This is a genomic window from Alphaproteobacteria bacterium (genome assembly GCA_015231795.1).
GTDB lineage: Bacteria > Pseudomonadota > Alphaproteobacteria > Rhodospirillales > WMHbin7 > WMHbin7.
In genome coordinates, this window is the sequence record JADGAX010000001.1 from 503,516 (window position 1) to 526,030 (window position 22,515).

Genomic DNA, 22,515 nt, shown 5'->3' on the forward strand with positions numbered 1-22,515 from the left:
TGTCAGTATCGGGATAGTTCTATGGGGACCTGCGCGCAGGACTAAAAAGTGTCAACCGATCTCAGGCGCCATCTTCGCGGCCCACGCGGCTTCTTGTTCGCCATGATGGGTTTCTATGCCCTTGTCGTCGGGGGATATGGCGCGTTTGCCACCATGGCGGACTATTCCGAGACCATCAATTCTTCCGAAAAAGTCACCCGCGACTATGTGCGCCTGCTGGAAGAACATTCCAAACGCACCATCGATTCCACCGATCTTCTGATCCTGCGCCTGATCGACCGCATCGTTTCCAAGGGCCAACTGCCCCAGCCTGGCGACTATGACACCGAGCGGCGCCTGATGGCCGCCATGGCCAATGGCTCGCCGCAAACCGAAACCATGTATCTGGTCGACCCCTCGGGCAGGCTGTTTCTGGCCTCGCGCCCCATTCCGCAACATGCGGTCGATGTGACCGGCATGGACTATTTCAACATCTTGAAAAACGGTCGCGAGAACCTGTTCATCGGCAAGGTGACCCGCGATCCCTTCACCACCAATTTCACCTTCCCGGTGGCAAGACGCATCACCGACGCCCAGGGCCGCTTCATGGGCATTGCCGTCGCCACCATTCCCAACCTGTATTTCAAAGAATTTTACCACAATCTGGCCGTCGGCTCGTCGCCCGCCATGGGCGTCTTCAAGTTGGACGGGGCGATCCTGGTCCGAGAGCCGATCACCCGCGACGACGACGTCATCAATCGCAACATGGCGAACAGCCCGATCTATACGCAGCAGCTTCCGCTGTCGTCGATCGGCACCTATCACGGCAAGTTCGACTATGACAATGTGCAGCGGGTGATTTCCTACCGCAAAATTGAAAATCCTCCGCTTCTGGTTTGGATGAGCATCGGCGAATCCGACGCGCTTTCCGATTGGTACTGGCGCGCATGGCGCAATGCGGGGATCGCCTTTTTCACCCTTCTGGTCATGGGCGGCCTTTCTTGGCTGGTCTTGCGGGCCGTTGGGCATGAGGAAATCGCTCGCGGGGACCTGGAGCGCGCCAACGACAGCCTAAGACGCTCGAACGCCGATCTTGAGCAATTCGCCTATATCGCCTCGCACGACCTGCAAGAACCGCTGCGCCAGATCGGCAGCTACGTGCAATTGCTGGAACGGCGCTACAAGGACAAGCTGGACAGCGACGCCGTCACCTTCATCGATTACACGGTCGAAGGGGTCAAGCGCCTGCAAAGCCTGATCCACGAATTGCTGGCATATTCCAGCGTCGGCACCCGCCGCTCGCCCTTTGCCCAAACCAACCTGACCGATTTGGCGCGCCGCGCGGTGCTGCATCTTTCCGGAGACGTCAAGGCTTCGGGCGCCGAAGTCCTGGTCGAAACGCTGCCCACGCTGTCCGTCGACGCGCCGCAGATCGAGGCCGTCTTTCAGCAACTGGTCTCGAACGGACTGCGCTTCCAGGCGAAGGGCGCTGTGCCGCGCCTTCGCATCTGGGCCGAGGAACATAAGGACGAGTGGGTGATCTCGGTCAAGGACAACGGCATCGGCATCGACGCCCAGTATTTCGACCGCATTTTCCTGATCTTCAAGCGCCTGCACTCGCGCACCGACTATCCCGGCGACGGCATCGGCCTGGCGCTATGCCAGCGCGTGATCGAACGCCATGGCGGACGCATCTGGGTGGAAAGTGAACCCGGCCAAGGTGCGGTCTTCCGGTTCATGCTGCCCAAGGTCATTCATCAGATCAGTCTGCCGTCAGGCAGCCCTTGAAGCTGGCGGCCAAACCTTTCAGAAGTCTTTCATACAGTTCGGCTCCTGGCGCCAGCCCGGCCCCCAGATCGTCAAGCACGCCCAGTCGCAGATGCATCTCGCCCGCCAGCGCCTCGGTCAGACGGGCTTGTGATTGCGGTTCCTTGAATAGGCATCGCACTTTCAAATCCGAGATCTTGCGGCGCAGGGCGGCAACCGATTTCGCCGAAGGTTGTTTCTCGTTCAACGTGACCGAACCGGCGCCATTCAGGCCATAGCGGCGCTCGAAATACTGGGTAGCGTCGTGATGAACCATGAAGGGCTTGCCAGCCAGCGGAGCCAGATCGCGCTTCAAATCCGCGTCCAATTGGTCCAGCCTGACGGACAGCGCCGCCGCATTTTCAAGATACAGCGTCGCCCTGGCCGGATCGATGGTGGCCAGCTTGACGGCCAAAGCCTCACCCAATTTCTTGGCGTTGCCGATATCCAGCCATAAATGGCCGTCCATCTCGTCATGCGCGTCATGCCCATGATCATGTCCGCCCCATGGGCCGCCTTCGCGCAGTTGATGGCGGGTCATGCCCTCGATGCCGGACATTCGCAAAACCTTCTCCTTGGCGGCAAGTCCGACCAGCGGTTTGACCAGGAAGCCTTCCAACTCCGGCCCCACCCACAGCACAAGATCGGCCTGCCCCAGGCGCTTGGCGTCCGACGGTTTCAGGCTGAAATCATGGGGCGAGGCAAAAGCGGGCATCAGCAATTCGGGGCTTCCCGCCCCCGCCATCACTTGGGCCGCCAGGGAATGCAGGGGTGGTATCGAGGCCAGGACCTTGGGTGCATCGCTCGCCGCCATGGCTTGAAATGGGCAAAGTAGCAGCCAAAAGACCGCCATGGACAAACGCATCAATTCCTCCCCGATTGGCTGGACTTGGCTGGCGCATGTGATATCATGCCGGGAATGTTATAATATAACATAGCGATTTCGTCCATGCCCCATCGCCAAGCCTTTCCAAAGCCTCGCCACGATCATGACCGCTGCATCGCCAAGGCGATGGAGGCCGCGCGCCAAGTCTGCGCCATCCACGGCGCGCAATTCACCGAATTGCGCCGCCAGGTGCTTGAAATCGTATGGGGCAGCCATGCGCCCATCGGCGCTTATGAAATTCTTTCTGCCCTGACCAAAAACGGACGGCGCCCGGCCCCGCCCACCGTTTACCGCGCCCTTGAATTTCTGCTGGCCCATGGCTTGGCGCATCGCATCGAAAGCAAGAACGCCTATGTCGGTTGCTCGCACCTGCATGACGATGATCGCCACAGCCAATTCCTGATCTGCCGCGCCTGCGGCCAAGCCGTGGAAGCCTGCGACCCCAACCTGTCCCAGGCCATTCAGCGCTTGGCCGAGGAGAGCGGCTTCACGCTGGAAGGCCAAACGGTGGAGTTGGCGGGTCTGTGCCCGGCCTGCAAGGACAAGGACACCCATGCCAGCTAGCCCCACCTTGATCGAGGGACGCGACCTTGTCCTAACCTATGGCGCGCAGCTTATCTTGGACCGGGTTTCGCTGAAAGTGTCGCCCGGCGAAATCGTGACAGTGGTGGGGCCGAATGGTGCGGGCAAAACCACCTTGCTGAAGATTCTGCTGGGTCTGGCATTGCCCGATAGCGGGCATGTTCACAGCAGACCGGGGCTTCGCATCGGCTATGTGCCGCAAAAACTCGACATCGCGCCGACCTTGCCGCTTTCCGCCAAGCGCTTTCTTCAAATGGCGGCACCGCAAGGCATCGGCGCCATCGAAGCCGCGCTGGAGCGCGTGGGCGCCCCCAAGATTTTGGAAACGCCGCTGCTTGGCCTTTCCGGCGGCGAATTGCAGCGGGTTCTATTGGCCCGCGCCTTGTTGCGAAACCCCGAATTGCTGGTGTTGGACGAACCGGTGCGCGGCGTCGATCTGGCGGGCCAAGCCGATCTGTACGATCTGATCGCGCAACTTCGCACGCAAATGGGGCTTGGCGTGATTCTGGTTTCACACGATCTGCATTTGGTCATGCGGGCCACCGACGAGGTGCTGTGCCTGAACGGGCATGTTTGTTGCCACGGCCATCCGGAAGCGGTCAGCCGTCATCCCGAATTCGTGGCCCTGTTCGGACCCCGGGTGGCCGAGACCATGGCGCTCTATCCCCACCATCACGATCACGTTCACAAATGACCGGCGAACTCGACTTTCTTTGGCGCGCTGCATTGGCCGCCCTGGCCGTGGCCCTGATCGCAGGCCCGCTGGGTTGTTTCGTGGTCTGGCGGCGCATGGCCTATTTCGGCGACGCCTTGGCCCATGCCTCGATCCTGGGCCTCGCCCTGGGATTCATGCTGAAGATCGACTTGATGGCGGGCGTTCTGGCGGGCGGCATTCTGTTTGCCGTTCTGCTGTTTGCCTTGGAAAAACAAAAGCGCCTGCAAAGCGACACGCTGCTGGGCATTCTGGCCCATGGCTCGCTGGCTTTCGGCCTGTGCGCGCTGGCCTTGGCGCCTGCCCTGAACGTGGATCTGCAAAGCCTTCTGTTCGGCGACGTGCTGGCGGTGACGACCGGAGACATTCTGTGGGCATGGGGCGGCGGCGTGGTCGTTCTGGCGGGCTTGGCCATTCTGTGGCGGCCCTTGCTGTCGATGACGACGCATGCGGAACTGGCCCGGGTCGAAGGCATTGCCGTCGAACGCACGCGCCTTTTGTTCCTGATCTTGATGGCGTTGACGGTGGCGGTGGCGATGAAAGTGCTGGGCGTGCTGCTGATCACCGCCCTGCTGGTGATCCCACCCGCCAGCGCGCGGCCCTTCGCCCGTTCGCCCGAACAGATGGCCGTGATCGCTTCGGCCATTGGAAGCGCTTCGGTGCTGGCCGGTCTTTACGCCTCGCTGATGATCGACCTGCCGGCCGGCCCCGCCATCGTCGCTGCCGCTACTCTATTCTTCGCGGCGTCGATGGCTTTCAAGCGGTCGTAACACTCCGCACATCTGGCCTTTTCTCTCCTTCGTCATGGCCGGGCTTGACCCGGCCATCCAAATGGATTTTGTGGATGCTACCCATCAAGTTTCGCTGCCAGTAAATCCCAACGATTTCGATATTGCTCTATGCTCCAACCACTAAAGTTTGAGTGCGGCGGCAAATGAACAGTCCGCACTGTATTTTCCTTGTGCTTTTGATTCATTTTTCCAGGCGTCTTCAACCAAAGTTCGTTAGCCTCTACGACATTCTCGGCCATGACTTTGCTTGGAATAACGTAGAATTCAAAATTATCATTTGAATCGGTGTGGGGGATGCCTGCAAGAACCCAGAAGAAATTTGGACCGAAGTCGCGCTCGGCTTTGACGCCGACACTACAGGTTCGATTGCCTGGAACGAATGTCTTGACCTGGATATGTACAAACCTCGTACCCTCACGGTTGCTACATAATATGTCCGTATTGGGCGTATTCCCAAGCGTCACAACGGCATAGAAACCACGCCTACATAGTTCACCTGCGACGAAGAACTGGCTGGCGTTCCCCCGAGCAACTTTATCTTTGCTCATGCATCCCCCTATTTTTGTCATGGCCGGGCTTGACCCGGCCATCCACGCAACAGTAGCGAACCCAGAGGCTTCAGGCTACGCTCTCGGAATGGCAGGCGGCTGGATTTACATCATGACGAACAAGCCGAACGGAACGCTCTATGTCGGAGTTACGAACAATCTTGCTCGTAGAGCTTGGGAACACAGGGAAGGCGTAGCTGACAGCTTTACGAAACGCTACAGCCTAAGAAGGCTTGTCTATGCCGAAAGGCATGACGATATCCGCACGGCCTTGCAGCGAGAAAAGAATATCAAGCACTGGCCGCGAGCATGGAAAGTCAAATTGATTCTGGATGTCAATCCTGATTGGAAAGATCTGCACGACGAACTAGCTTGATGGCGTGGATGGCCGGGTCAAGCCCGGCCATGACTTGGGGACAGAGGAAGATGGCCGGGATATTTCCGGCCATGACGTTGTGATCAAATCCTTCCGAACGCCTGTTCCAGATCGGCGATCAAGTCGTCGGCGTCTTCCAGTCCGGCATGCAGGCGAATGGTCAGCCCGCCCGGATCCCAACCGGTGACCGTGCGCTTGATGCCCGGATCGGCGGGAATGGCCAGACTTTCGAAACCGCCCCAGGAATAGCCAAGCCCGAACAGTTGAAGCGCGTCCAGAAAGGCGTCGACGTCTTTTTTGTCCTTCGTCTTCATCACGAAAGCGAACAGGCCGCAACTGCCTGAAAAATCGCGCCGCCACAATTTGTGGCCGGGATCGTCCTGCAGGGCGGGATGCAGCACGCGCAGAACCTCGGGCCTGCGCTTCAGCCAGGTCGCCAACAAGATCGCCGTTTCCTGATGGCGTTCAAGGCGCACGGGCAAGGTGCGCAGGCCGCGCAGGGCCAGATAAGCCTCTTCCGCCCCTACGCCCAACCCAAGTGCTGCGGCGCGCATCTTGATGATCTGCCACAAATCGGCATTGGCGCAGGTGACCATTCCCATCATGGCGTCGGCATGACCCACGATATATTTCGTCGCCGCCTGCACCGACAAATCGACGCCCTTCTCGAAGGGCTTGAAGAACAATGGCGTGGCCCAGGTATTGTCCATTGCCACCACGACGCCCCTTTTGTGGGCGGCCGCCGAGATGGCCGGAATGTCCTGGATTTCGAAGGTGAGCGAACCCGGCGCCTCCACGAACACCAGTTTGGTGTTGGGACGGATGAGATCGGCGATGCCCGCCCCGATCAGGGGATCGTAATAAGTGGTCTCGATGCCGTTCGCCTTTAAATGCCCGTCGCAATAGCGCCGCGTCGGATGGTAAATGGAATCGGTCACCAACACATGGTCGCCATGTTTCAGGAAACTTTCCAACACCAGCGTGATGGCGGCCAGACCTGAAGGCGCTGCGACAGAACGATAGCCGCCTTCCAAGGCGCAAACAGCCTCTTCCAGGGCGAAGGTGGTGGGGGTACCGAAACGCCCGTAGGTCATGCCTTCGAAGGGACGGGTTCCCCGTTCCTCCATGGTGGCGACATCGGGATAGAGAATGGTCGAGACGTGATAGACCGGCGGATTGACGGCCCCCTGATGCGCTTCGACCGCGCGACCGGCGTGAACGGCAATGGTCGCTGGCTTTTTCTTTCTCACAAGATCGCTCATCAGCCCAGCTCCGCCGGCGCGTCCGCCAGATTGCCCCATTCGGCCCACGAGCCGTCATAGACGGAAACCTGATCATAGCCCAACAGGAAGGCGGCCAACGCTGGCAGGCAGGCGGTCACGCCCGAGCCGCAGGTGGAAATGACTGGCCTGGACAGATCGATCCCGGCTTCGGCGAAAATCTGCTTCAAGCCGTCGGCGGGAAGCATGGTCATCGTTTTCTTGTCAAAGAAGATCGAAAACGGCATGGGCTTGCTGCCCGGAATATGGCCTTGCTTCAATACCGGACGCGGCTCGGGCGTTTCGCCCTTGAAGCGGGCCAGCGGCCTGGCATCCACCATCTGCTCTTCCTTGCTTTGCAGATTGGCCTTCATCTCCTGAAGCCCCTTCACCAGATGGGGGCGAAAGAACGGCTTGAACGAGCGGCGTTCATGGGCGGGCGGCGGCGCCTCTTCCTCGACCGAGCGGCCTTCGCGCAGCCATTTGGGAAATCCGCCGTCCAACACCGACACTTTGTCGTGGCCGAAGACGCGAAACATCCACCAGACGCGAGCGGCGGCGCTGGTCATGCCGGTGGCGTCATAAACCACCACATGGCAATCATTGCCGATTCCCATCTTGCCCACGATATCGGCGAAGCGCTCGGGGCTGGGCAGCATATGGGGAAGCGAACTGTCAGGATCGCACACGTCATCGATCTCGAACAATTGCGCGCCGGTGATGTGGCAATCGTGATATTCCTCCTTGGCGTTGCGCTTCTGGATGGCCAGGAAGAAGGTGGCGTCGATCACGCGCAGATTGGGATCGGCCAGATGGGCTTCCAGCCAAGCGGTGGAAACCAGGGCTTCGGGATGCGAATAACCGTGCTGCGCGTGATCCATGATTAATTCCTTGCAAGATACAAACATGAGCATGGCCGGGCATGACCCGGCCATCCACGTCATCGACGCGCCATCATAGCAGCGCCGGGACGCATGGCTCAAGGAGGGCGTGACGAATTAATCTCACAGCCATCCGGGAACCGGCAATCCGCGCTCTTTCAAGAAAACGGGATTGTATAGCTTGCTTTGATAGCGCTGGCCGCCGTCGCACAGAACAGTCACGACCCGATGTCCTGGCCCCAGCTTTTTCGCCACCCGAATGGCGCCCGCCACGTTGATGGCCGTCGAGCCGCCCAGCAGCAGCCCTTCGTCGGTCACCAGATCGAACAGAACCGGCAGCGCTTCCGCGTCTTGTATTTGCACCCAATCGTCGATCGGAGCGCCTTCCAGATTTTTGGTGATGCGGCCCTGGCCGATTCCCTCGGTGATCGAACCGCCCTCGGCCTTCATCTCGCCCTTGGCATACCAGTTATACAGGGCGGCCCCCATCGGATCGGCCAGCACGATGCGAATTTTCGGATTGCGCTCCTTAAGGGCCAAACCGACGCCCGCCAGCGTGCCGCCGGTGCCGACAGCCGCCACGAAAGCGTCCAACTTTCCTTCTGTCTGTTCCCATATCTCAGGCCCGGTGGTCAGCCGATGGCCTTCCCGGTTGGCGACATTGTCGAATTGATTGGCCCAGAAACCGCCAAGCTCCTGGGCCAGACGGCCCGAGACATGGACGTAATTTTCAGGGTTGCTGTAGGGCACCGCCGGAACCAAACGCAAATCGGCGCCGCACAGGCGCAGCATGTCCTTTTTCTCCTGGCTTTGCGTTTCCGGCATCACGATCACGGTGCGATATCCCAAGGCGTTGCCGACCAGAGCCAGACCGATGCCGGTATTGCCCGCCGTTCCTTCCACGATGGTTCCGCCGGGCTTCAACAGTCCCTTGGCCTCGGCATCGCGCACCAGCGCCAGAGCCGCCCGATCCTTGACCGAACCGCCGGGATTCAGAAATTCCGCCTTGCCCAAAATGTCGCAGCCGGTGGCTTCGCTGATCTTCCGAAGGCGGATGAGCGGCGTATTGCCAATGGCCGCAATCAGACCGTCTCTAATTTCCATACCACACCTGTTGTTTCATTCATTTTAACATCGTTCAGTGTAGTTACCTTTGGGCAGGCTTTCAACCCCACATCTAAGACCAAACAAAAGCACGACAAAGCAAAGGGTGTTAACCAATTGCTAACCACTTTTCGTTCAAGATATGTCGATTCATTCCTAGCCATCTGTGGACAAAAAATCCGTCTTTTTTGCCGTACAGAGAGTTAGGAGGCGGAATTATCCACATGCGATCTTGCGTAATGTGGATAAGTTGGGGCAGAGTAGGAATAATCCTTAATCCTAAGAGTGATGTCAGGGGAATATGGCTTCGGTCAGCATCACGCTCTTTAGAGAGAAAACAGTCATAGTTGCGCGTTCGCAGGGGCACGAAGAAGTCCTGGCAACGGTCAAGAGCAACCGCATCCTGCTGCCCTTGGGAAACAAGCTGCGCCGCGAAACCATGATCGTTCGCGGTCGAAATCTTTCCGATACGCTGCGTTACGCCAGCTTGGTCATCGCCGAAGCCAGACGCAGCTCAAGCCTGTTGGATCGCGATCATCCCGTCGATTGGAGACGCCTGTGGCACAGTTCCACCCTTTTGCAGGGCGCCAAGCCGGAAGCTGACAGCTGGGGCGCCGTGTTCGGCAATGGCAGCGCCCTGTTTCTGCCCTCGCCCTGCCCGCATATTGAGATTCTGGAACGCCACGCCGCCGCCAATGACGGCTATATCGACGAGCTTGTCTTGAAATCGGCGGCAGCCGAATTGGGCGGCCATGAGTGCGACGTGAAGATTCTGCACGCCAGCAAGGCCGCCGTGGTCACCACGCTGGATGACACCGGCTTTCGCTGCGCCGTTCAAATTCGCACCAAGGGGGCGGAAAGCGCCTTCAGCTTCTCGGTTCCCGCCAAGGAAAAGGGCGTGCATTTCGGCACCGTCTTGGAACTGGCGGCCCATTACGTCGAAGGCCACAACACGTCGGTCTTCTTGGAAAAGGTGCGCGGCATGGTCGAGGCCAAACAAGTGGTCGGATCGAACATCACCGCCCGCGACATCGAGAGCGCCATCGAAAGACGCCGCGCCTTGAAGCGGCTGATCGTCAATTTCGAACAAGACACGTCAATCCGCTATCGCCCGGACCGGCCCAAGTTTCTTGTGGCTTGATATATGCCCCTCAAGCGCCGGGCGGCGCACTCCGTGCGCCTTGGCTTTCGCGCCATCAGGCGCGCGGCCCTTTGGGCCTAGTCGCTTCGCTCCAATATATCTGCCCCTCAAACGCCTTTTCCACGAAAGGTTAGCAACCGCAACTAAGCCAACGCCTGCGCAGTTCGGGACGTTTCAAGGCCAGCCATTGCAGGCCGATGACGGCGGCGGCATTGACGACCTGCCCGCCTTCCAGTTTTGCGATCGCCTCGTCGGCGCTCATCACCACCACGCGGATGTCCTCATGCTCGGCGCCGACGCCGTGAATGCCCGCCGCATGTTCTGAATTGACGCGTCCGCAATAAAGCGCGCAGGTTTCGGTGGCGCCGCCGGGACTGACCAGATAGTGATGAACCGGCACCAGATCGCTCACATCGATCCCCGCCTCTTCCTTGGTTTCCCGCCTTGCGACGTCGGCATGGCTTTCGCCTTCCTCGATGATTCCGGCAACGATCTCGAGCAGCCAGGGATTCCAGCCATGCGCATAGGCGCCAATGCGAAATTGTTCGATCAGCACCACGGCGTCTTTGACCGGATCATAGGGCAACAGCCCCACCGCATGGCCGCGCTCGAACAATTCGCGGGTCATGACGCCGCTAAGCCCGCCCGCAAACAGACTGTGGCGCAACTTGTAGCGATCAATCCTGAAATACCCCTGATAAGCCGTAACCTTCTCGACCAGTTCGACCTTGCGTTCCTGCCCGTCCATCCGTTCCTATCCCCAAAAATTGCCCGTAGCGCCCAAGACCGAAACGATCATCCCCAGAACCAGATTGACCATCACCACCCGGCGGATGCGGTCGAATTCGCCCAAAGCCGTCTTCTGATCGGCCTGTTTCAGCGCCTGCATGAAAAGTTTGAAGGGGCGAAAATACATCCAACCGAACAACAGCATCATGACCAGCCCAAGCCCCTCCATCAAGCGGACATGCAGCCCGGCCCCGGACAGTCCGTCATAGCCGAAATACAGCACGCCGTAGCCGGTGACGAACAAGGCGATGATGGATATCCACACCCATTTGAAAAAGAGGGGCAGCAGACGGCCCCTCAGCGCCATGCGTTCGCCAGGCTCCATCGGCCCCATGGCGGGGCGCAAGATGACATGGGCGAAAAACATGCCGCCCACCCAGACGATGGCGGCCATTGTGTGGATGCCGATAGCAAGAACGAGCATGATCAACCTGCTTGGGTTATATCGATGTCAGTTTAAGCCCTGATGCGCAGGGGGCTACGTTGAAACGCACCTGAAAACTGTTTTGCTGAACGATGTCCGATACGCTGCCAAGCGCTTTCGCGATCCGCTGGCGCATCATATGGCCTTCCGTCGCATACCGATGCCTTGCCATCAAGCCCTCCTCGCCCATTGCGCCGAACAGGGCAAGGGCCTCGGCATGGCCCTGTTTCACTGACGTAAGGCTTGTCCCATCCACTTGCAAGACGCCCAACCGCTTTCTTTCCGCTGGCGGCATCACGGCGTCAAGGTCTGGAAAGTCGCCCGCCAGCAAGGGAATCTGCCCGGCATAGAGGGCGTCGAAGAAGCGGGTGGACAGGTCGCGATCGACCGGCAGAACCAACGACACCTTATAGCCCAGCCATTCTTGCAAGCGCTGCTCGGGCGTCTGGCCGAAATAGCCCTGCTTGTTTTCCGGCGACAGGCGGCGCACATCCGCCCAAGCCCCCTGCCCCGCCAACTCGCCCAGCAATTTCGTGCGCCCGGCCCAGGGATAATCGACGTAATGGGCCATCAACCGATCCGAACGCGGCCCAGACGGGGGCGGCAGTTCGCCTTGCCACTGAGCGCAGCAGGCAGGCAAATGCGGTCCCAGAATGGACATCGGATTCATCAAATGTGCGCTGGCATAGGCATGGCTGGGAAAGACGATATCGGCGGAAAGCGCACTGTGCAGATTGTGCAACAGGCCCAAGTGATTGTCCCAGGCCCACAGCAACGCCAAGCGACCGGGATGGTCCATTCGCCATGACCAAATGGCGGGAGCGACGTCAAGCCCATGATGGGTGAACAGGGCCAGATCGGCGGGCGACTTGGCGTCTTCGACCAGTTCGACGCCCTCAGGCAGATCGATGGGACGCGCGACATAGCCCAGCCGCTCCACCTCGGGTTCGATGCGCAAGAACAAACGCAGCGGCCTTGCCGCCTGGGACACGTAAAGCGCCGCATCTTGAATTTCTTGTATGCGCCGCTGAAGGGAGTCCATCAGAATTTCAGCCCCAAGTTTTTGGCGATTTCCTTGGCCAAAGCCTCGATCTCGGCCATGGCCGAAGGCGAGCGCGGCGTCTGTTCCATAACCCCCAGCCCATCCATCATGCTGGAGGCAAAGGCCATCCGGTTGCCCAGCATGGTTTTGGCCATCGGCAGATTGGCTTCATGCAAACGGGCCAGCACCGCCTGGGGCAATCGGCCCTTGGGCGGAATGCGGTTGATGACGATCAGGGCTTGGCTTTTTTCCTTGCTCACCAGTTCCAGCGTGGGCTTGGTGGCCCATAAATCCATCGGGCTGGGCTGCACCGGCACCAGCACCAGCCGGGCTGCGCGCACCGAAACGCGGGCGTCGGTTTCGGCATGCGGGGGACTGTCGATGACGATCAGGTCGAGATCTTTCTTCATGCGCTCGATTTCGTTGCCCAGCTTCCAGCCCGAAACCCGCGACAGCACGATGCCGCCCGCCTCTGGCCCCAGACGTTCCACGCGCGCTTCAAACCATGCCGACAGACTGCCTTGCGGATCGACATCGATCAGACCCACCTTGTGGCCTCGCTGGGCATAGGTGACGGCCAGTTGCGCCGCCAGGGTCGATTTCCCAGCGCCGCCCTTTTGTTGCGCGATGGTCAGAATGGAAGCCGTCATGTTCAGTCCTCCGCCAACTTCAACCGCCTTGCTATGCCCTTGACCTTGCCGGTGGCCTGCGCCTTGGTCTGGCCCAGATAGGCTTCATCCGAATGAAGACTGACGGTCACCATGAATTCGACGCCGTCGGGACCCAGCGACCCCGCCAAGCGCTTGGCCTCGGCCTGATCCGCCGCCTCGATGAAGCGCGTGGTCGAGCGCATGCCGCCGTCTTCGGTGGCGATCATGTAGCTGGCGATCCAACGCGCCATCGGCTACCTCGTCTTCGCTTCGGCCAGATAGTCGCCCGCCAGTTCGACATAATGCGGCGCCGACCAAGCGAAAGCGGCGATCTCCTCTTCCGATATGGCGCGCATCAGCTTGGCCGGGCTGCCCGCCCACATCTCGCCCCGTTTCACGCGCTTGCCGGGCGTGACGACGGCGCCCGCAGCCACCATCGATCCGCCCTCGACCACCGCCCCATCCAGAATGATCGCCCCCATGCCGACGAAAGCGCCGTCTTCCAAAGTGCAGGCATGGATGATGGCGTTGTGGCCGATGGTGACGTTGGAGCCGATATATGTGCCGAATTTGGCCCCGGTGACATGCACCACCGATCCATCCTGGATGTTGGTGTTGGCGCCGATGCGCACCTCATGCACGTCGCCGCGCACGGTCACGCCAAACCAAATGCTGGAATTGGCCCCGATCTCGACATCGCCGATCACGGACGCGGTGGGAGCGATGAAAACATTGTCGCCCAATTTCGGCATGCGCCCCTTGAAGGGCATGATTAAACCCTGCATTCACTTTGCCCCTTTTGAACACGCCGCCAAGGGCGGCGCGCCGGGTTCCACCCCGGCGGAAGCCAAGCACACCGGAGGTGTGCGCACGGCACCTGAGCGCAATATATTATGGGAACATCGGCACCAGATCGAGTCCCATGGTCTCGGGCAGGCCGAACATCAAATTCATGTTCTGCAAAGCCTGCCCCGAGGCCCCTTTGACCAGATTGTCGATGACCGAGAAGATCATCACGCGCCCCGGCACGCGGTCGCCCGCCACGCCGACGACGCACAAATTCGATCCCCGCACATGGCGCGTTTGCGGAATGCCGCCTTTGGGCAGGATTTTCACGAAGGCTTCGCCCGCATAGCGTTTTTCCAGCAGGTCGCGAATGTCGGCGGCCGTCACGCCATCCTTGGTCCGCACATAGATCGAAGCCAGCATGCCCCGGCTCATCGGCATCAGATGCGGCGTGAAGCTGGCCGTTACAGAATGGCCCGCCGCCTTCGAGAGCTCCTGATCGATCTCGGCCACATGCCGGTGCGACGCGACGCCGTAAGGATGGATGCCCTCGGTCACCTCGCAGAACAGAGACCCTTCCTTGGCCGCCCGCCCCGCTCCCGAAACGCCCGACTTGGCGTCGATCACGATATCGTCCTCCTCGATCAGCCCCGCTTCGGCCAGAGGGATCAGGGGCAACAGCGAACAGGTGGGATAGCAGCCCGGATTGGCGACCAGTCTGGCCGCCTGAATTTCGGCGCGCTTGATCTCGGTCAGGCCGTAAACCGCTTCCTTCTGAAGCGCCAGCGCGAGATGTTCATGGCCATACCATTTGGCGTAGGCCTGCGGGTCCTCAAGCCTGAAATCGGCCGACAGATCGACGATGCGCACATGGGCGGGCACCTTGGCCAGCACTTCTTGCGTGGTGGCGTGCGGCAGGCAGCAAAAGACGGCGGCGATCTCGTCCCAATTCACCTGCTCGATGGTGACCAGTTCGGGCAAAGACAGTTGCGCCAATTGCGGATAGACGGCGGACATCGAATGGCCCGCCTTGCGGTCGGCGGTCAGGGCCTGGATGTTGAAACGGGGATGGTTGGCCAGAAAACGCACCAGTTCGGCACCCGTATAGCCGCTGGCCCCAAGAATGGCGACATCGATGGCGTTCATCATCTTCTCCCACAAACGAAAGGGGCGTTCCTTGCCGGAACGCCCCCTTGTAACAAATAAGGACTTGATCCGACGTTAACGTTTCGAGAACTGATAGCTGCGTCGCGCTTTGGCGCGGCCGAACTTCTTGCGCTCGACGACGCGAGAGTCGCGGGTCAGGAAGCCACCCGACTTCAGGGCCGGACGCAAAGCCGGTTCATAGCCGGTCAGGGCCTTCGAAATGCCGTGACGGACAGCGCCCGCCTGACCCGACAGACCGCCGCCGACCACCGTGCAAACCACGTCATACTGATTGACGCGGTTGGTGATCAGGAAGGGCTGATTGATCAGCATGCGCAGCACCGGACGAGCGAAGTAAACCTCGATCGCGCGGTCGTTGACCAGAACCTTGCCGGAACCCGGCTTGATCCACACGCGGGCAACGGCGTTCTTGCGCTTGCCGGTGGCATAGGCGCGACCTTCTTTGTCCAGCTTCTGCTCGTAGACCGGCTTGGCGGCGGCGACGGCAGGCTTGGCGGCCATCATCTCGGACAGCTTTTCAAGGGATTCGGCCATTGGTTAGGCGCTCCTCTTGTTCTTCGGGTTCATGGCGGCGATATCCACCGTCTGCGGCTGCTGCGCCTCATGCGGATGGGCGCTGCCGGGATAGACGCGCAGATTCTTCATCAACTGGCGACCCAGATTGTTGCGGGTCAACATGCGCTCGACCGCCTTCTCGATCACCCGCTCGGGGTGCTTGCCGGAAAGGATCTGGCCCATGGTGCGGTCCTTGATGCCGCCCGGATGGCCGGTGTGCCAGTAGAAGCGCTTCTGAGCCAGCTTGCGGCCAGTCAGCTTCACCTTATCGGCATTGATGATGACGACATTGTCGCCGCAATCGACGTGCGGCGTGAAGATCGGCTTGTGCTTGCCGCGCAGACGAAGGGCGACCAGGCTGGCCAAACGGCCCAGCACGACGCCGTCGGCGTCGATCAGTATCCACTTCTTCTCCACCTCGGCGGGCTTGGCGGAATAGGTTTTCATCTTAAGGACCCGTTCTAATCAAAGCCCCCGATGGGGCGAAGGAGCGGCAGTATGGCGATTTAGCGCCGCATGTCAACGGCCCAGGCCGGAAAATGCTGAAAAATTCTTATGCGGTATTATTATACCGTATGCTGAAATCCAACAGTTCTAAAGGCCATTGACGGGCCAGCCCCCTGCGCCACATGATTTCTGGAAAGCCTTTAACACCCCAGACAACAGGATGAATTCCCCATGGCCGACACCGTCGCCTCGATCTCCTTCAACAATAATCACAGCATCAGCATGGATATCGAGGACGTCACCGCCATCGAAATCACCGATGCGATGGAACTGTCGCCGGGAAACTGGGCCTGCTCGCTGATCGTGCGCTCGGCCAAGGGCGCGGTGGCGCTGCAATTGCTGGCCGACAGCCGCGAGAAATTGGGCATCGTTCACAGCGAAGGCTAACTTTGACATTTAAATGCGCATCGCGTATTTTTCTTGGGTCCGGTGATTCACTTTCTCCTGGGCACGGCCTATCCCTCTGATCTTTCAGCTATTCTAATTCAATCATGCCAGACGATCTGCCCCACAGCTTGTTCGATGCGCCGTCTGCGTCCACCAGGAAGGCTAAAAACGTAAAGCGCACTTTCGAAGAGACGCTGGTGACGCTCAACCAATTGGCCAAGCTGGTTGGGGCCAAGCCCAGATCGCTTCAGCTTTGGACCGATGGCGGGGCGCTTAAGCCCTTGGAAGGCACCGATCGCAAGGGCAGCGGGGCCTGGCGGCTGTACAGCCAAGCGGAATGCGAATTGGCCGCCATCTTGACCGAAGCGCACAAGACCTTCCATCTGCCGGTGGGCATGCTGGCCGAATTGGCCGCCACCCTGCGCCGCCAAGAGGGCATGGCCGGGCAGGAAGAGGCCTTCGAACGCGCTAGGCGCGGCACTCATGCGGTCTGGCTGATCGTCGCCCCTCAGGGCGATGGCTATGGGCTTGGCTTTGCCACCGGCGCCGTGCTGGCCCTAAGCAATGCGCCCGGTCAGGCAGGGCTTAATCTGCGCGAATGCGGCGCCATTCTGGTGGTGAATCTCACGGCGGCGCTGGGACGGCTGAAGGGCTGAGACTTATAATTAAGCCTTTAACTTATATCCCAGCTTGAACATCCGCCAGCTTAGGAACAGCAGCAGCAAATCGACCAAGCCGATATACAGAGCACCTGCCAGCAGACTGCCGTCGGCATGACCGATCATGCCATAGCGAAAGCCGTCGATCATGTAGAAGAAGGGATTGATCAGGGCCAGGGTGTGAAAGACCTCGGGCAGGCGGTCGATAGTGTAGAAGGTGCCCGACAGGAACGACAAGGGCGTGACGATGAAGTTGGTGACGGCGGCCATATGGTCGAATTTGTCGGCCCAGATGCCGCCCATCATGCCCAGAAGCGACAGCATCAGCGACGCCGCCACCGCGTGATAGACGATGAAGAAGGGGTGCGGTGCGGCCATCGGCACGAAGAAGGCCATGGTGGCGGCCACCACCATCCCCACCAGCAGGCCCCGGATCATGCCGCCGCCGGCGAATCCCACCACCAACTCGCCGGCGCTTAGGGGCGGCATCAGCACGTCGATGATGTTGCCCTGCACTTTGGCCATGATCAGCGACGAGGAGGAATTGGCGAAAGCGTTCTGCACCATGGTCATCATGATCAGGCCAGGGGCCAGGAATTCCAGCAGATGCACGCCCGCCACCATCTCGACCTTGCGGCCCAAAGCCAGCGCGAACACGGCCAGAAACAAAAGCGTGGTGACCACGGGCGCGAAGATGGTCTGGAAATAGACTTTGAGAAACCGGCGCACTTCCTTGGACAGCAAGGTCCACAGGCCCAGCCAGTTCACAAGACCCATCGCGGGGTAGATGTTGGGAGTCATGGTTCGAAGCCTTCAGCAGTCAGCCATCAGCTATCAGCTTTTCCGCCCCGTTTCAATGTTCTAAGCTGGACGCCGACTGCTGAAAGCTGACCGCTTGCCATGAAACAACCTCGCAAAGCGACCCCGAAAAGCCTGGAAAACGCCGCCATCCATTATCTGGAGCGCTTTTCCACCTCGCGCGCCAACTTAAAACGCGTGCTGATGAACCGTGTCGCCCGCTCGGCCAAGGCCCACGACACCGACCCTCATGAGGGTCTGGCCTGGATCGAGGCCTTGCTGGATAAGCTGGAGGGGCTGGGCTACCTGAACGACGCCGCCTATGCCGAGATCAAGGCCGAAAGCATGAACCGTAGGGGCAAACCCAGCAATCAGGTGCGCTGGGCGCTGCGCATGAAGGGGGTGGACCAGGACACGGCCGAGGCGGCGATGACCAAATTGTCCGACGAGTTGGAGGGGAATGCCGACCGCGCCGCCGCCCTTGCCTTCGCCCGCAAGAAACGCCTGGGGCCTTATCGACCCGACGACCTGCGCGAAGCCCACAAGACCAAGGATATCCAAGCCCTGGCGCGGGCCGGTTTCGGCTGGGACTTGGCCCGGGAGATTATCGAGGGGGATGGGGAGATTGGTGACTGAAAGGGCTATGCTTAACGACGACATCCAAATCGGGGTAGCGCCCAAGCGCCATATCCACCAGTTGGCTCCTCGACGCTGGAAATGGATTTTGTCGGATGTATTAATCCGTCATGGCCGGGCTTGACCCGGCCATCCACAATTTTATTGCAAGGCCACCAGAAGACAAGGCGTGGATGCCCGGCTCAAGGCCGGGCATGACGATGCGTTGAAAGGTTGGCAACTCCACATGAAACGTCGAAGAGTCCACAAGTTGTTCACGGCTGAACAGGCTCATCTCACTTCCCCCCTGTCTTAATGCTTGCGGCAATCTGATCAGATTCGAAAATTACTTTCCCATCTGGAAACAGTTCAGGATACTTGCCGTTAAAGGTGGCGCTTCTGGTAATTCCCTCAACAACCAACAATTTGAACCTTGCGATGTCGTAATCGCTCGGCTCGCGACCCTTCGCTTTAGTAAATTTTTCAACAAAATCTTTTTCTTCAATTTTCGGAATAACGAAAAGAACAGGAACATGCCGCTCATAGGGTTCGCCAGTAATTGTGTTTTCGAATAGTTTTTTTTCTTTGAGCATATTTACCTCAAATTTATATTCGAAATCTCCAAGGCAGTACCTAAAGATAATGCCATTAACTGTATCTGGAGAACCCCGCACACTGCGGAGACTTGCCCCAGCTTCTTTGTCGTACGACATATGGGCTTTTTCATCATACTCGATCATGTCGTCACTCATCATGCTCTCCTGCAGCGGAACGCGCGTCGATTCCATCAAGAACTCTGCCAAGCGCGTTGGGGCTTGATGTATCGAGATACGAATCCCTGATGGCCTGCTTAACGACTGCATCCAGGTCGGGGTAGCGCTCAAGCGCCATATCCACAAGTTGTTCGCGGCTGAACAGACTCATGTCACTTCCCCCCTGTCTTAATGCTTGCGGCAATCTGATCAGATTCGAAAATTACTTTCCCGTTTGGGAACAGCTGCGGATGCTTGCCGTTATAGGTGGCGCTTCTTGTAATTCCCTCAACAACCAGCAATTTGAACCTCGCGATGTCGTAATCGCTCGGCTCGCGACCCATCGCTTTAGTAAATTTTTCAACAAACCTCTTTTCTTCTCTTTTCGGAATGACGAAGAGAACTGGAACATGCCGCTCATAGGGTTCTCCTGTAATTCTATTCTTGAATATTTTTTTTCATCTAAGAAATTAATTTCAAAGTTAAACGTAAGCCCTTCACGTTGATACGTGTAAATTCTTGCGTTCACGCTATCTGGAGAGCCTCGCTGTCCGCAGAATCCCGCGCCAATTTCCCTGTCATACGACATATGGGTCTTTTCATCATACTCAATCTTGTCGTCACTCATCATGCTCTCCTGCGAGTGAAAACGGGGGCAAGTCTTGATCGTTTCCTATTCTTGCGACTTCGCCGATTCTGTCCATGCGGGAAATTAGGAATCAATCAAGACCCGCCCCCCGAATCTTCCAGCAATCACGCAAGCCTCACTTCTTCGTGAATACCCGCTTTTCCACCTTGGCCGATGGGTTGTCGGGGTCGGTGGCGAAATAGCCGTCATTCAACCGGTAAAAGAAACGGCAATCGCCCCAGCGCGTTCCGTTGCTCTCGCGAATCATGTCGCGGCAGAACTTGCCCGCCGCATCGACCGTCCACTTGCCCTTGCTTCTAAATTCCCGCCCGTCCGCTGTTCGGGAGAACCCCGCAACGCTGCCGTCGCCCTCATATTCAAAATGGATGATTGCGCTCGCATTGTTGAGGCTTTCGCCCGTCATCACCAAACCGGAAAGCAGCTCGACCAACTCTTCCCGTTCGATCTTCTTGCCGCCTTGACTGACCAATTCCCCAAGATTCTCCTGGGCTTGCGCCAAGTTTGGAACAAGGAACGCCACCAACAACAAACACCAATTCAGCGTTTTCATTTTGCCTCCCCTTGCTTTGCCGCCGCCTTGCGCTCGAGACGCTTGGCGACGAACAGGACGATCACGCCGATCAGCAGGTAAAAGCCGCCTTCGATCAGCACCAAGAACGCATAGGCGCGCACGGATGCGTCGGAAGAAATATCGTAATAGGCGTAGCCGTAACGCAAAACGGCATAGATCACGATCGCCCAGCCGACGAAGCCTACAATCTTCGCGTCGCTGATTTTCCGCTTGGCCATGTCATACTCCTTGCTGTTTTTCCTGCTAGCCCTTCTTCCCCTCGCCCATCCAAACCATGATCTGCGGGAAGGGGATTTCGATGCCCAGTTCGTCGAACTTCGCCTTCATGCGCCGGTTGAATTCGCGCATCACCACCCACTGCTTGCCGGGTTCGGTTTTCATGCGCGCCTTCAAGATCACCGCCGAGTCCGTGAACTTGTCCAACCCCAGAACTTCCAACGGCTCTTGGATCAACTGGCCGAACTGTTCGTCCTCGGCCATCTGGCCGCCCAGATCGGCCAGCACCTTCATCACCTCGTCCACATTGACGCGGTAAGAAACGCCCACCTCGAACATGGCATAGGAGAAATCCACCGTCATGTTGACGAAGGATTCGATCTTGCTGAAGGGAATGACGTGCAGATAGCCCGCCTGATCGCGCAATTGAATATCCACCAGGGTCATCTTTTCGATAACCCCCGCATGCTCGCCGATGCGCACCACGTCGCCCACCGCCAGCGTGTCTTCCAGCAGCATCGAGATGCTGCCCAGCAGATCTTGCACCAGCTTTTGAGCGCCCAGGCCAAAGGCCAGGCCGACCATGCCCGCACCGGCCAACAGCGGGGCGATGTTGACGCCCAGTTCCGACAGCATGATCAAGACAGACATGGCGATCAGGACGATGGCGACCAAGGTTCGCAGCAAGGGGGCCAAGGTTTTCAGCCGCCCATGGCGACGCCCCCCCTGCCCGTCCAGGCGGCGCAAGGCCCCTTCCAGCGCCGCCGCCGCCAGTTCCCACAAGATCAGGGCCACCATCGCCACCAGCAGAACGGTCACGACCCGCCAAGCCAGCCAGCGGCCCTTTGTCCCCTCGAACCAAGCCAGCGCATCCAGATCGAAGGCCTGCAGCACCCCGACCACCGCCGCCATGACGGCCAGCAGACGGATGACGCCTTTCAGAAAGGGACGGTAGCGCCCGGCCCGCATGGCCAAGCCCGGCATCCTCTCTTCATGGCGCTTCAACTGCGCCACGCCGCGCTCCAGCCCCGACTGCAACAGCCCCGCCGCCGCCCAGGCCAGCAGCAGAGCGGCCAGCGACAGACCAATGCTTTGGGCAATGTCCTCGGGCGACATCTTCTTTAGCTTGACGCCTATCCTTTTGAAAAACCCTGGCAATTTCTCGGTAAGCGGGCTTACGGGCTGGACGGCGGGAATGGTTTGCGTCTCCTTGATCCTGGCGATCAGCTTGGCGCGGGCGGCATCGTCCTCAAGGACTTTGAGCAGCGTCTTGACCTCGTCGGGCGGCGGGGCATCCTGGGCCGCCGCCTGCATCGGCAGGGCAAAGGCCAGCCATAGCGCAATGATCGATGAAACAAGCCGCATGAGTACATCTCCGGATGAAAATCCGCTCCCCAACATCTCCCTCTTGTGGCACAATTTCACATCAAGGGGAATTGCCATGCAGGCCGATCCGGGGGCCATGCCTGGCTTGAGGTCATAGGCAGGACATGAAAGTCACCATCTATCACAATCCCCGTTGCTCGAAATCTCGCCAAGCCCTTGACATACTTATATCAAAGGGCATCGAGCCGGAGATCGTCGAATATCTCAAAACGCCTCCCTCGGCCACCGAGATCCGCCGCTTGCTCAAGCAGTTGCATGTCGGCCCGCGTGAAATCCTGCGCAACAAGGAAGCCGCCGAATTCGGACTGGCCGACCCCGCCTTGTCCGACGAGGCCCTGATCGCTGGCCTGTCGCGCCATCCCCAGGCCTTGGAACGCCCCATCGTGGTGGCGGGAAACAAGGCCGTTCTGGGCCGTCCGCCCGAAGCCGTGCTGTCGATTCTCTAGCCGGTATTTTTGCAAGAATCACAAGGAAATCCGTTGACAAACGGGCACCTT

32 protein-coding genes are annotated in these 22,515 nt (G+C 59.1%); 10 read left to right on the forward strand and 22 right to left on the reverse strand.

Going from position 1 to position 22,515, the window contains the following annotated elements; genetic code table 11:
- Positions 1-48: 48 nt before the first annotated feature.
- The gene (locus HQL44_02365) at positions 49-1,767 is read left to right on the forward strand and encodes a hypothetical protein (GenBank protein ID MBF0267415.1); all 1,719 of its coding nucleotides are present in this window, start codon (positions 49-51) and stop codon (positions 1,765-1,767) included.
- Here HQL44_02365 and HQL44_02370 read toward each other — a convergent pair.
- Entirely contained in the window at positions 1,742-2,650 is a 909-nt protein-coding gene (locus HQL44_02370; protein ID MBF0267416.1) for a zinc ABC transporter substrate-binding protein, read from the reverse strand. The genes HQL44_02365 and HQL44_02370 overlap by 26 nt on opposite strands.
- Positions 2,651-2,734: 84 nt before the next feature.
- On the opposite strand from HQL44_02370, the gene HQL44_02375 reads away from it, so the two are divergent.
- The 3 genes from HQL44_02375 to HQL44_02385 are packed head-to-tail and all read left to right on the forward strand — an operon-like array spanning position 2,735 to position 4,735.
- Positions 2,735-3,235: a transcriptional repressor gene (locus HQL44_02375; protein MBF0267417.1), complete on the forward strand. Its 501-nt coding sequence runs from the start codon at positions 2,735-2,737 to the stop codon at positions 3,233-3,235.
- The gene (znuC, locus tag HQL44_02380) at positions 3,225-3,947 is read left to right on the forward strand and encodes a zinc ABC transporter ATP-binding protein ZnuC (GenBank protein MBF0267418.1); all 723 of its coding nucleotides are present in this window, start codon (positions 3,225-3,227) and stop codon (positions 3,945-3,947) included. The genes HQL44_02375 and znuC overlap by 11 nt, the downstream gene beginning before the upstream one ends.
- Entirely contained in the window at positions 3,944-4,735 is a 792-nt protein-coding gene (locus HQL44_02385) for a metal ABC transporter permease (protein MBF0267419.1), read from the forward strand. The genes znuC and HQL44_02385 overlap by 4 nt, the downstream gene beginning before the upstream one ends.
- Before the next feature lie 77 nt (positions 4,736-4,812).
- Here HQL44_02385 and HQL44_02390 read toward each other — a convergent pair whose 3' ends face one another.
- Positions 4,813-5,304: a hypothetical protein gene (locus tag HQL44_02390; protein ID MBF0267420.1), complete on the reverse strand. Its 492-nt coding sequence runs from the start codon at positions 5,302-5,304 to the stop codon at positions 4,813-4,815.
- A gap of 88 nt (positions 5,305-5,392) precedes the next feature.
- On the opposite strand from HQL44_02390, the gene HQL44_02395 reads away from it, so the two are divergent.
- A complete protein-coding gene (locus HQL44_02395; GenBank protein ID MBF0267421.1) occupies positions 5,393-5,680 on the forward strand; it encodes a GIY-YIG nuclease family protein in 288 nt (95 codons plus the stop codon).
- Positions 5,681-5,763: 83 nt separating this feature from the next.
- Here the strand turns inward: HQL44_02395 and metC are convergent, their stop codons facing one another.
- From metC to HQL44_02410, 3 genes are all read right to left on the reverse strand, one after another.
- Positions 5,764-6,942 (reverse strand): cystathionine beta-lyase, encoded by a 1,179-nt coding sequence (gene metC / locus HQL44_02400; GenBank protein MBF0267422.1) that lies wholly within the window; start codon positions 6,940-6,942, stop codon positions 5,764-5,766.
- Positions 6,942-7,820: a 3-mercaptopyruvate sulfurtransferase gene (gene sseA, locus HQL44_02405; protein MBF0267423.1), complete on the reverse strand. Its 879-nt coding sequence runs from the start codon at positions 7,818-7,820 to the stop codon at positions 6,942-6,944. Before sseA ends, metC begins: the two co-directional genes overlap by 1 nt.
- A 123-nt stretch (positions 7,821-7,943) precedes the next feature.
- Positions 7,944-8,924, reverse strand: coding sequence for a cysteine synthase A (locus tag HQL44_02410; GenBank protein MBF0267424.1), 981 nt, complete (start codon positions 8,922-8,924; stop codon positions 7,944-7,946).
- 301 nt (positions 8,925-9,225) lie between these two features.
- Between HQL44_02410 and HQL44_02415 the strand changes: the two genes are divergently transcribed.
- Positions 9,226-10,065 (forward strand): hypothetical protein, encoded by an 840-nt coding sequence (locus HQL44_02415; GenBank protein ID MBF0267425.1) that lies wholly within the window; start codon positions 9,226-9,228, stop codon positions 10,063-10,065.
- 130 nt (positions 10,066-10,195) lie between these two features.
- On the opposite strand, the gene nudF is transcribed toward HQL44_02415, so the two are convergent.
- The 9 genes from nudF to rplM form a co-directional block, all read right to left on the reverse strand.
- The gene (nudF, locus tag HQL44_02420; GenBank protein MBF0267426.1) at positions 10,196-10,813 is read right to left on the reverse strand and encodes an ADP-ribose diphosphatase; all 618 of its coding nucleotides are present in this window, start codon (positions 10,811-10,813) and stop codon (positions 10,196-10,198) included.
- Positions 10,814-10,819: 6 nt separating this feature from the next.
- A complete protein-coding gene (locus tag HQL44_02425) occupies positions 10,820-11,278 on the reverse strand; it encodes a CopD family protein (GenBank protein MBF0267427.1) in 459 nt (152 codons plus the stop codon).
- A gap of 16 nt (positions 11,279-11,294) precedes the next feature.
- Positions 11,295-12,320 carry a hypothetical protein gene (locus tag HQL44_02430; GenBank protein ID MBF0267428.1) on the reverse strand — a complete coding sequence of 342 codons (1,026 nt, stop codon included), beginning with the start codon at positions 12,318-12,320 and terminating at the stop codon, positions 11,295-11,297.
- Positions 12,320-12,970 (reverse strand): ParA family protein, encoded by a 651-nt coding sequence (locus HQL44_02435; protein ID MBF0267429.1) that lies wholly within the window; start codon positions 12,968-12,970, stop codon positions 12,320-12,322. Before HQL44_02435 ends, HQL44_02430 begins: the two co-directional genes overlap by 1 nt.
- Before the next feature lie 2 nt (positions 12,971-12,972).
- Positions 12,973-13,221 carry a hypothetical protein gene (locus HQL44_02440; GenBank protein ID MBF0267430.1) on the reverse strand — a complete coding sequence of 83 codons (249 nt, stop codon included), beginning with the start codon at positions 13,219-13,221 and terminating at the stop codon, positions 12,973-12,975.
- Positions 13,222-13,224: 3 nt separating this feature from the next.
- Positions 13,225-13,755, reverse strand: coding sequence for a gamma carbonic anhydrase family protein (locus HQL44_02445; protein ID MBF0267431.1), 531 nt, complete (start codon positions 13,753-13,755; stop codon positions 13,225-13,227).
- 106 nt (positions 13,756-13,861) lie between these two features.
- Positions 13,862-14,905 (reverse strand): N-acetyl-gamma-glutamyl-phosphate reductase, encoded by a 1,044-nt coding sequence (locus HQL44_02450; protein ID MBF0267432.1) that lies wholly within the window; start codon positions 14,903-14,905, stop codon positions 13,862-13,864.
- A gap of 72 nt (positions 14,906-14,977) precedes the next feature.
- A complete protein-coding gene (gene rpsI / locus HQL44_02455) occupies positions 14,978-15,457 on the reverse strand; it encodes a 30S ribosomal protein S9 (protein ID MBF0267433.1) in 480 nt (159 codons plus the stop codon).
- Between the two features lie 3 nt (positions 15,458-15,460).
- A complete protein-coding gene (rplM, locus tag HQL44_02460) occupies positions 15,461-15,925 on the reverse strand; it encodes a 50S ribosomal protein L13 (GenBank protein MBF0267434.1) in 465 nt (154 codons plus the stop codon).
- A gap of 231 nt (positions 15,926-16,156) precedes the next feature.
- Between rplM and HQL44_02465 the strand changes: the two genes are divergently transcribed.
- Positions 16,157-16,372, forward strand: a complete 216-nt coding sequence (locus HQL44_02465) for a hypothetical protein (GenBank protein ID MBF0267435.1) — start codon at positions 16,157-16,159, stop codon at positions 16,370-16,372.
- A 104-nt stretch (positions 16,373-16,476) separates the two neighbouring features.
- Entirely contained in the window at positions 16,477-17,028 is a 552-nt protein-coding gene (locus HQL44_02470; GenBank protein MBF0267436.1) for a hypothetical protein, read from the forward strand.
- 9 nt (positions 17,029-17,037) lie between these two features.
- Here the strand turns inward: HQL44_02470 and HQL44_02475 are convergent, their stop codons facing one another.
- Complete coding sequence (locus HQL44_02475; GenBank protein MBF0267437.1) at positions 17,038-17,808, reverse strand: ABC transporter permease; 771 nt, start codon at positions 17,806-17,808, stop codon at positions 17,038-17,040.
- 123 nt (positions 17,809-17,931) lie between these two features.
- Here HQL44_02475 and HQL44_02480 point away from each other — a divergent pair, with 123 nt between their 5' ends.
- Positions 17,932-18,465 (forward strand): regulatory protein RecX, encoded by a 534-nt coding sequence (locus HQL44_02480; GenBank protein ID MBF0267438.1) that lies wholly within the window; start codon positions 17,932-17,934, stop codon positions 18,463-18,465.
- A gap of 100 nt (positions 18,466-18,565) precedes the next feature.
- Here the strand turns inward: HQL44_02480 and HQL44_02485 are convergent, their stop codons facing one another.
- The 7 genes from HQL44_02485 to HQL44_02515 all read right to left on the reverse strand — a co-directional run bounded on the left by HQL44_02485 (position 18,566) and on the right by HQL44_02515 (position 21,997).
- Complete coding sequence (locus HQL44_02485; protein ID MBF0267439.1) at positions 18,566-18,739, reverse strand: hypothetical protein; 174 nt, start codon at positions 18,737-18,739, stop codon at positions 18,566-18,568.
- Between the two features lies 1 nt (position 18,740).
- Positions 18,741-19,196 (reverse strand): hypothetical protein, encoded by a 456-nt coding sequence (locus tag HQL44_02490; protein MBF0267440.1) that lies wholly within the window; start codon positions 19,194-19,196, stop codon positions 18,741-18,743.
- Positions 19,189-19,368 (reverse strand): hypothetical protein, encoded by a 180-nt coding sequence (locus tag HQL44_02495; GenBank protein ID MBF0267441.1) that lies wholly within the window; start codon positions 19,366-19,368, stop codon positions 19,189-19,191. The genes HQL44_02490 and HQL44_02495 overlap by 8 nt, the downstream gene beginning before the upstream one ends.
- Before the next feature lie 51 nt (positions 19,369-19,419).
- Positions 19,420-19,824, reverse strand: coding sequence for a hypothetical protein (locus HQL44_02500; protein MBF0267442.1), 405 nt, complete (start codon positions 19,822-19,824; stop codon positions 19,420-19,422).
- Positions 19,825-19,960: 136 nt separating this feature from the next.
- On the reverse strand, positions 19,961-20,395 hold the full coding sequence (locus tag HQL44_02505) for a hypothetical protein (GenBank protein ID MBF0267443.1): 435 nt from the start codon (positions 20,393-20,395) through the stop codon (positions 19,961-19,963).
- Positions 20,392-20,634 (reverse strand): sugar transporter, encoded by a 243-nt coding sequence (locus tag HQL44_02510; GenBank protein MBF0267444.1) that lies wholly within the window; start codon positions 20,632-20,634, stop codon positions 20,392-20,394. Before HQL44_02510 ends, HQL44_02505 begins: the two co-directional genes overlap by 4 nt.
- Before the next feature lie 25 nt (positions 20,635-20,659).
- Entirely contained in the window at positions 20,660-21,997 is a 1,338-nt protein-coding gene (locus tag HQL44_02515; protein ID MBF0267445.1) for a mechanosensitive ion channel family protein, read from the reverse strand.
- A 125-nt stretch (positions 21,998-22,122) separates the two neighbouring features.
- Here HQL44_02515 and arsC point away from each other — a divergent pair, with 125 nt between their 5' ends.
- Entirely contained in the window at positions 22,123-22,464 is a 342-nt protein-coding gene (arsC, locus tag HQL44_02520; GenBank protein MBF0267446.1) for an arsenate reductase (glutaredoxin), read from the forward strand.
- Positions 22,465-22,515: the final 51 nt, after the last annotated feature.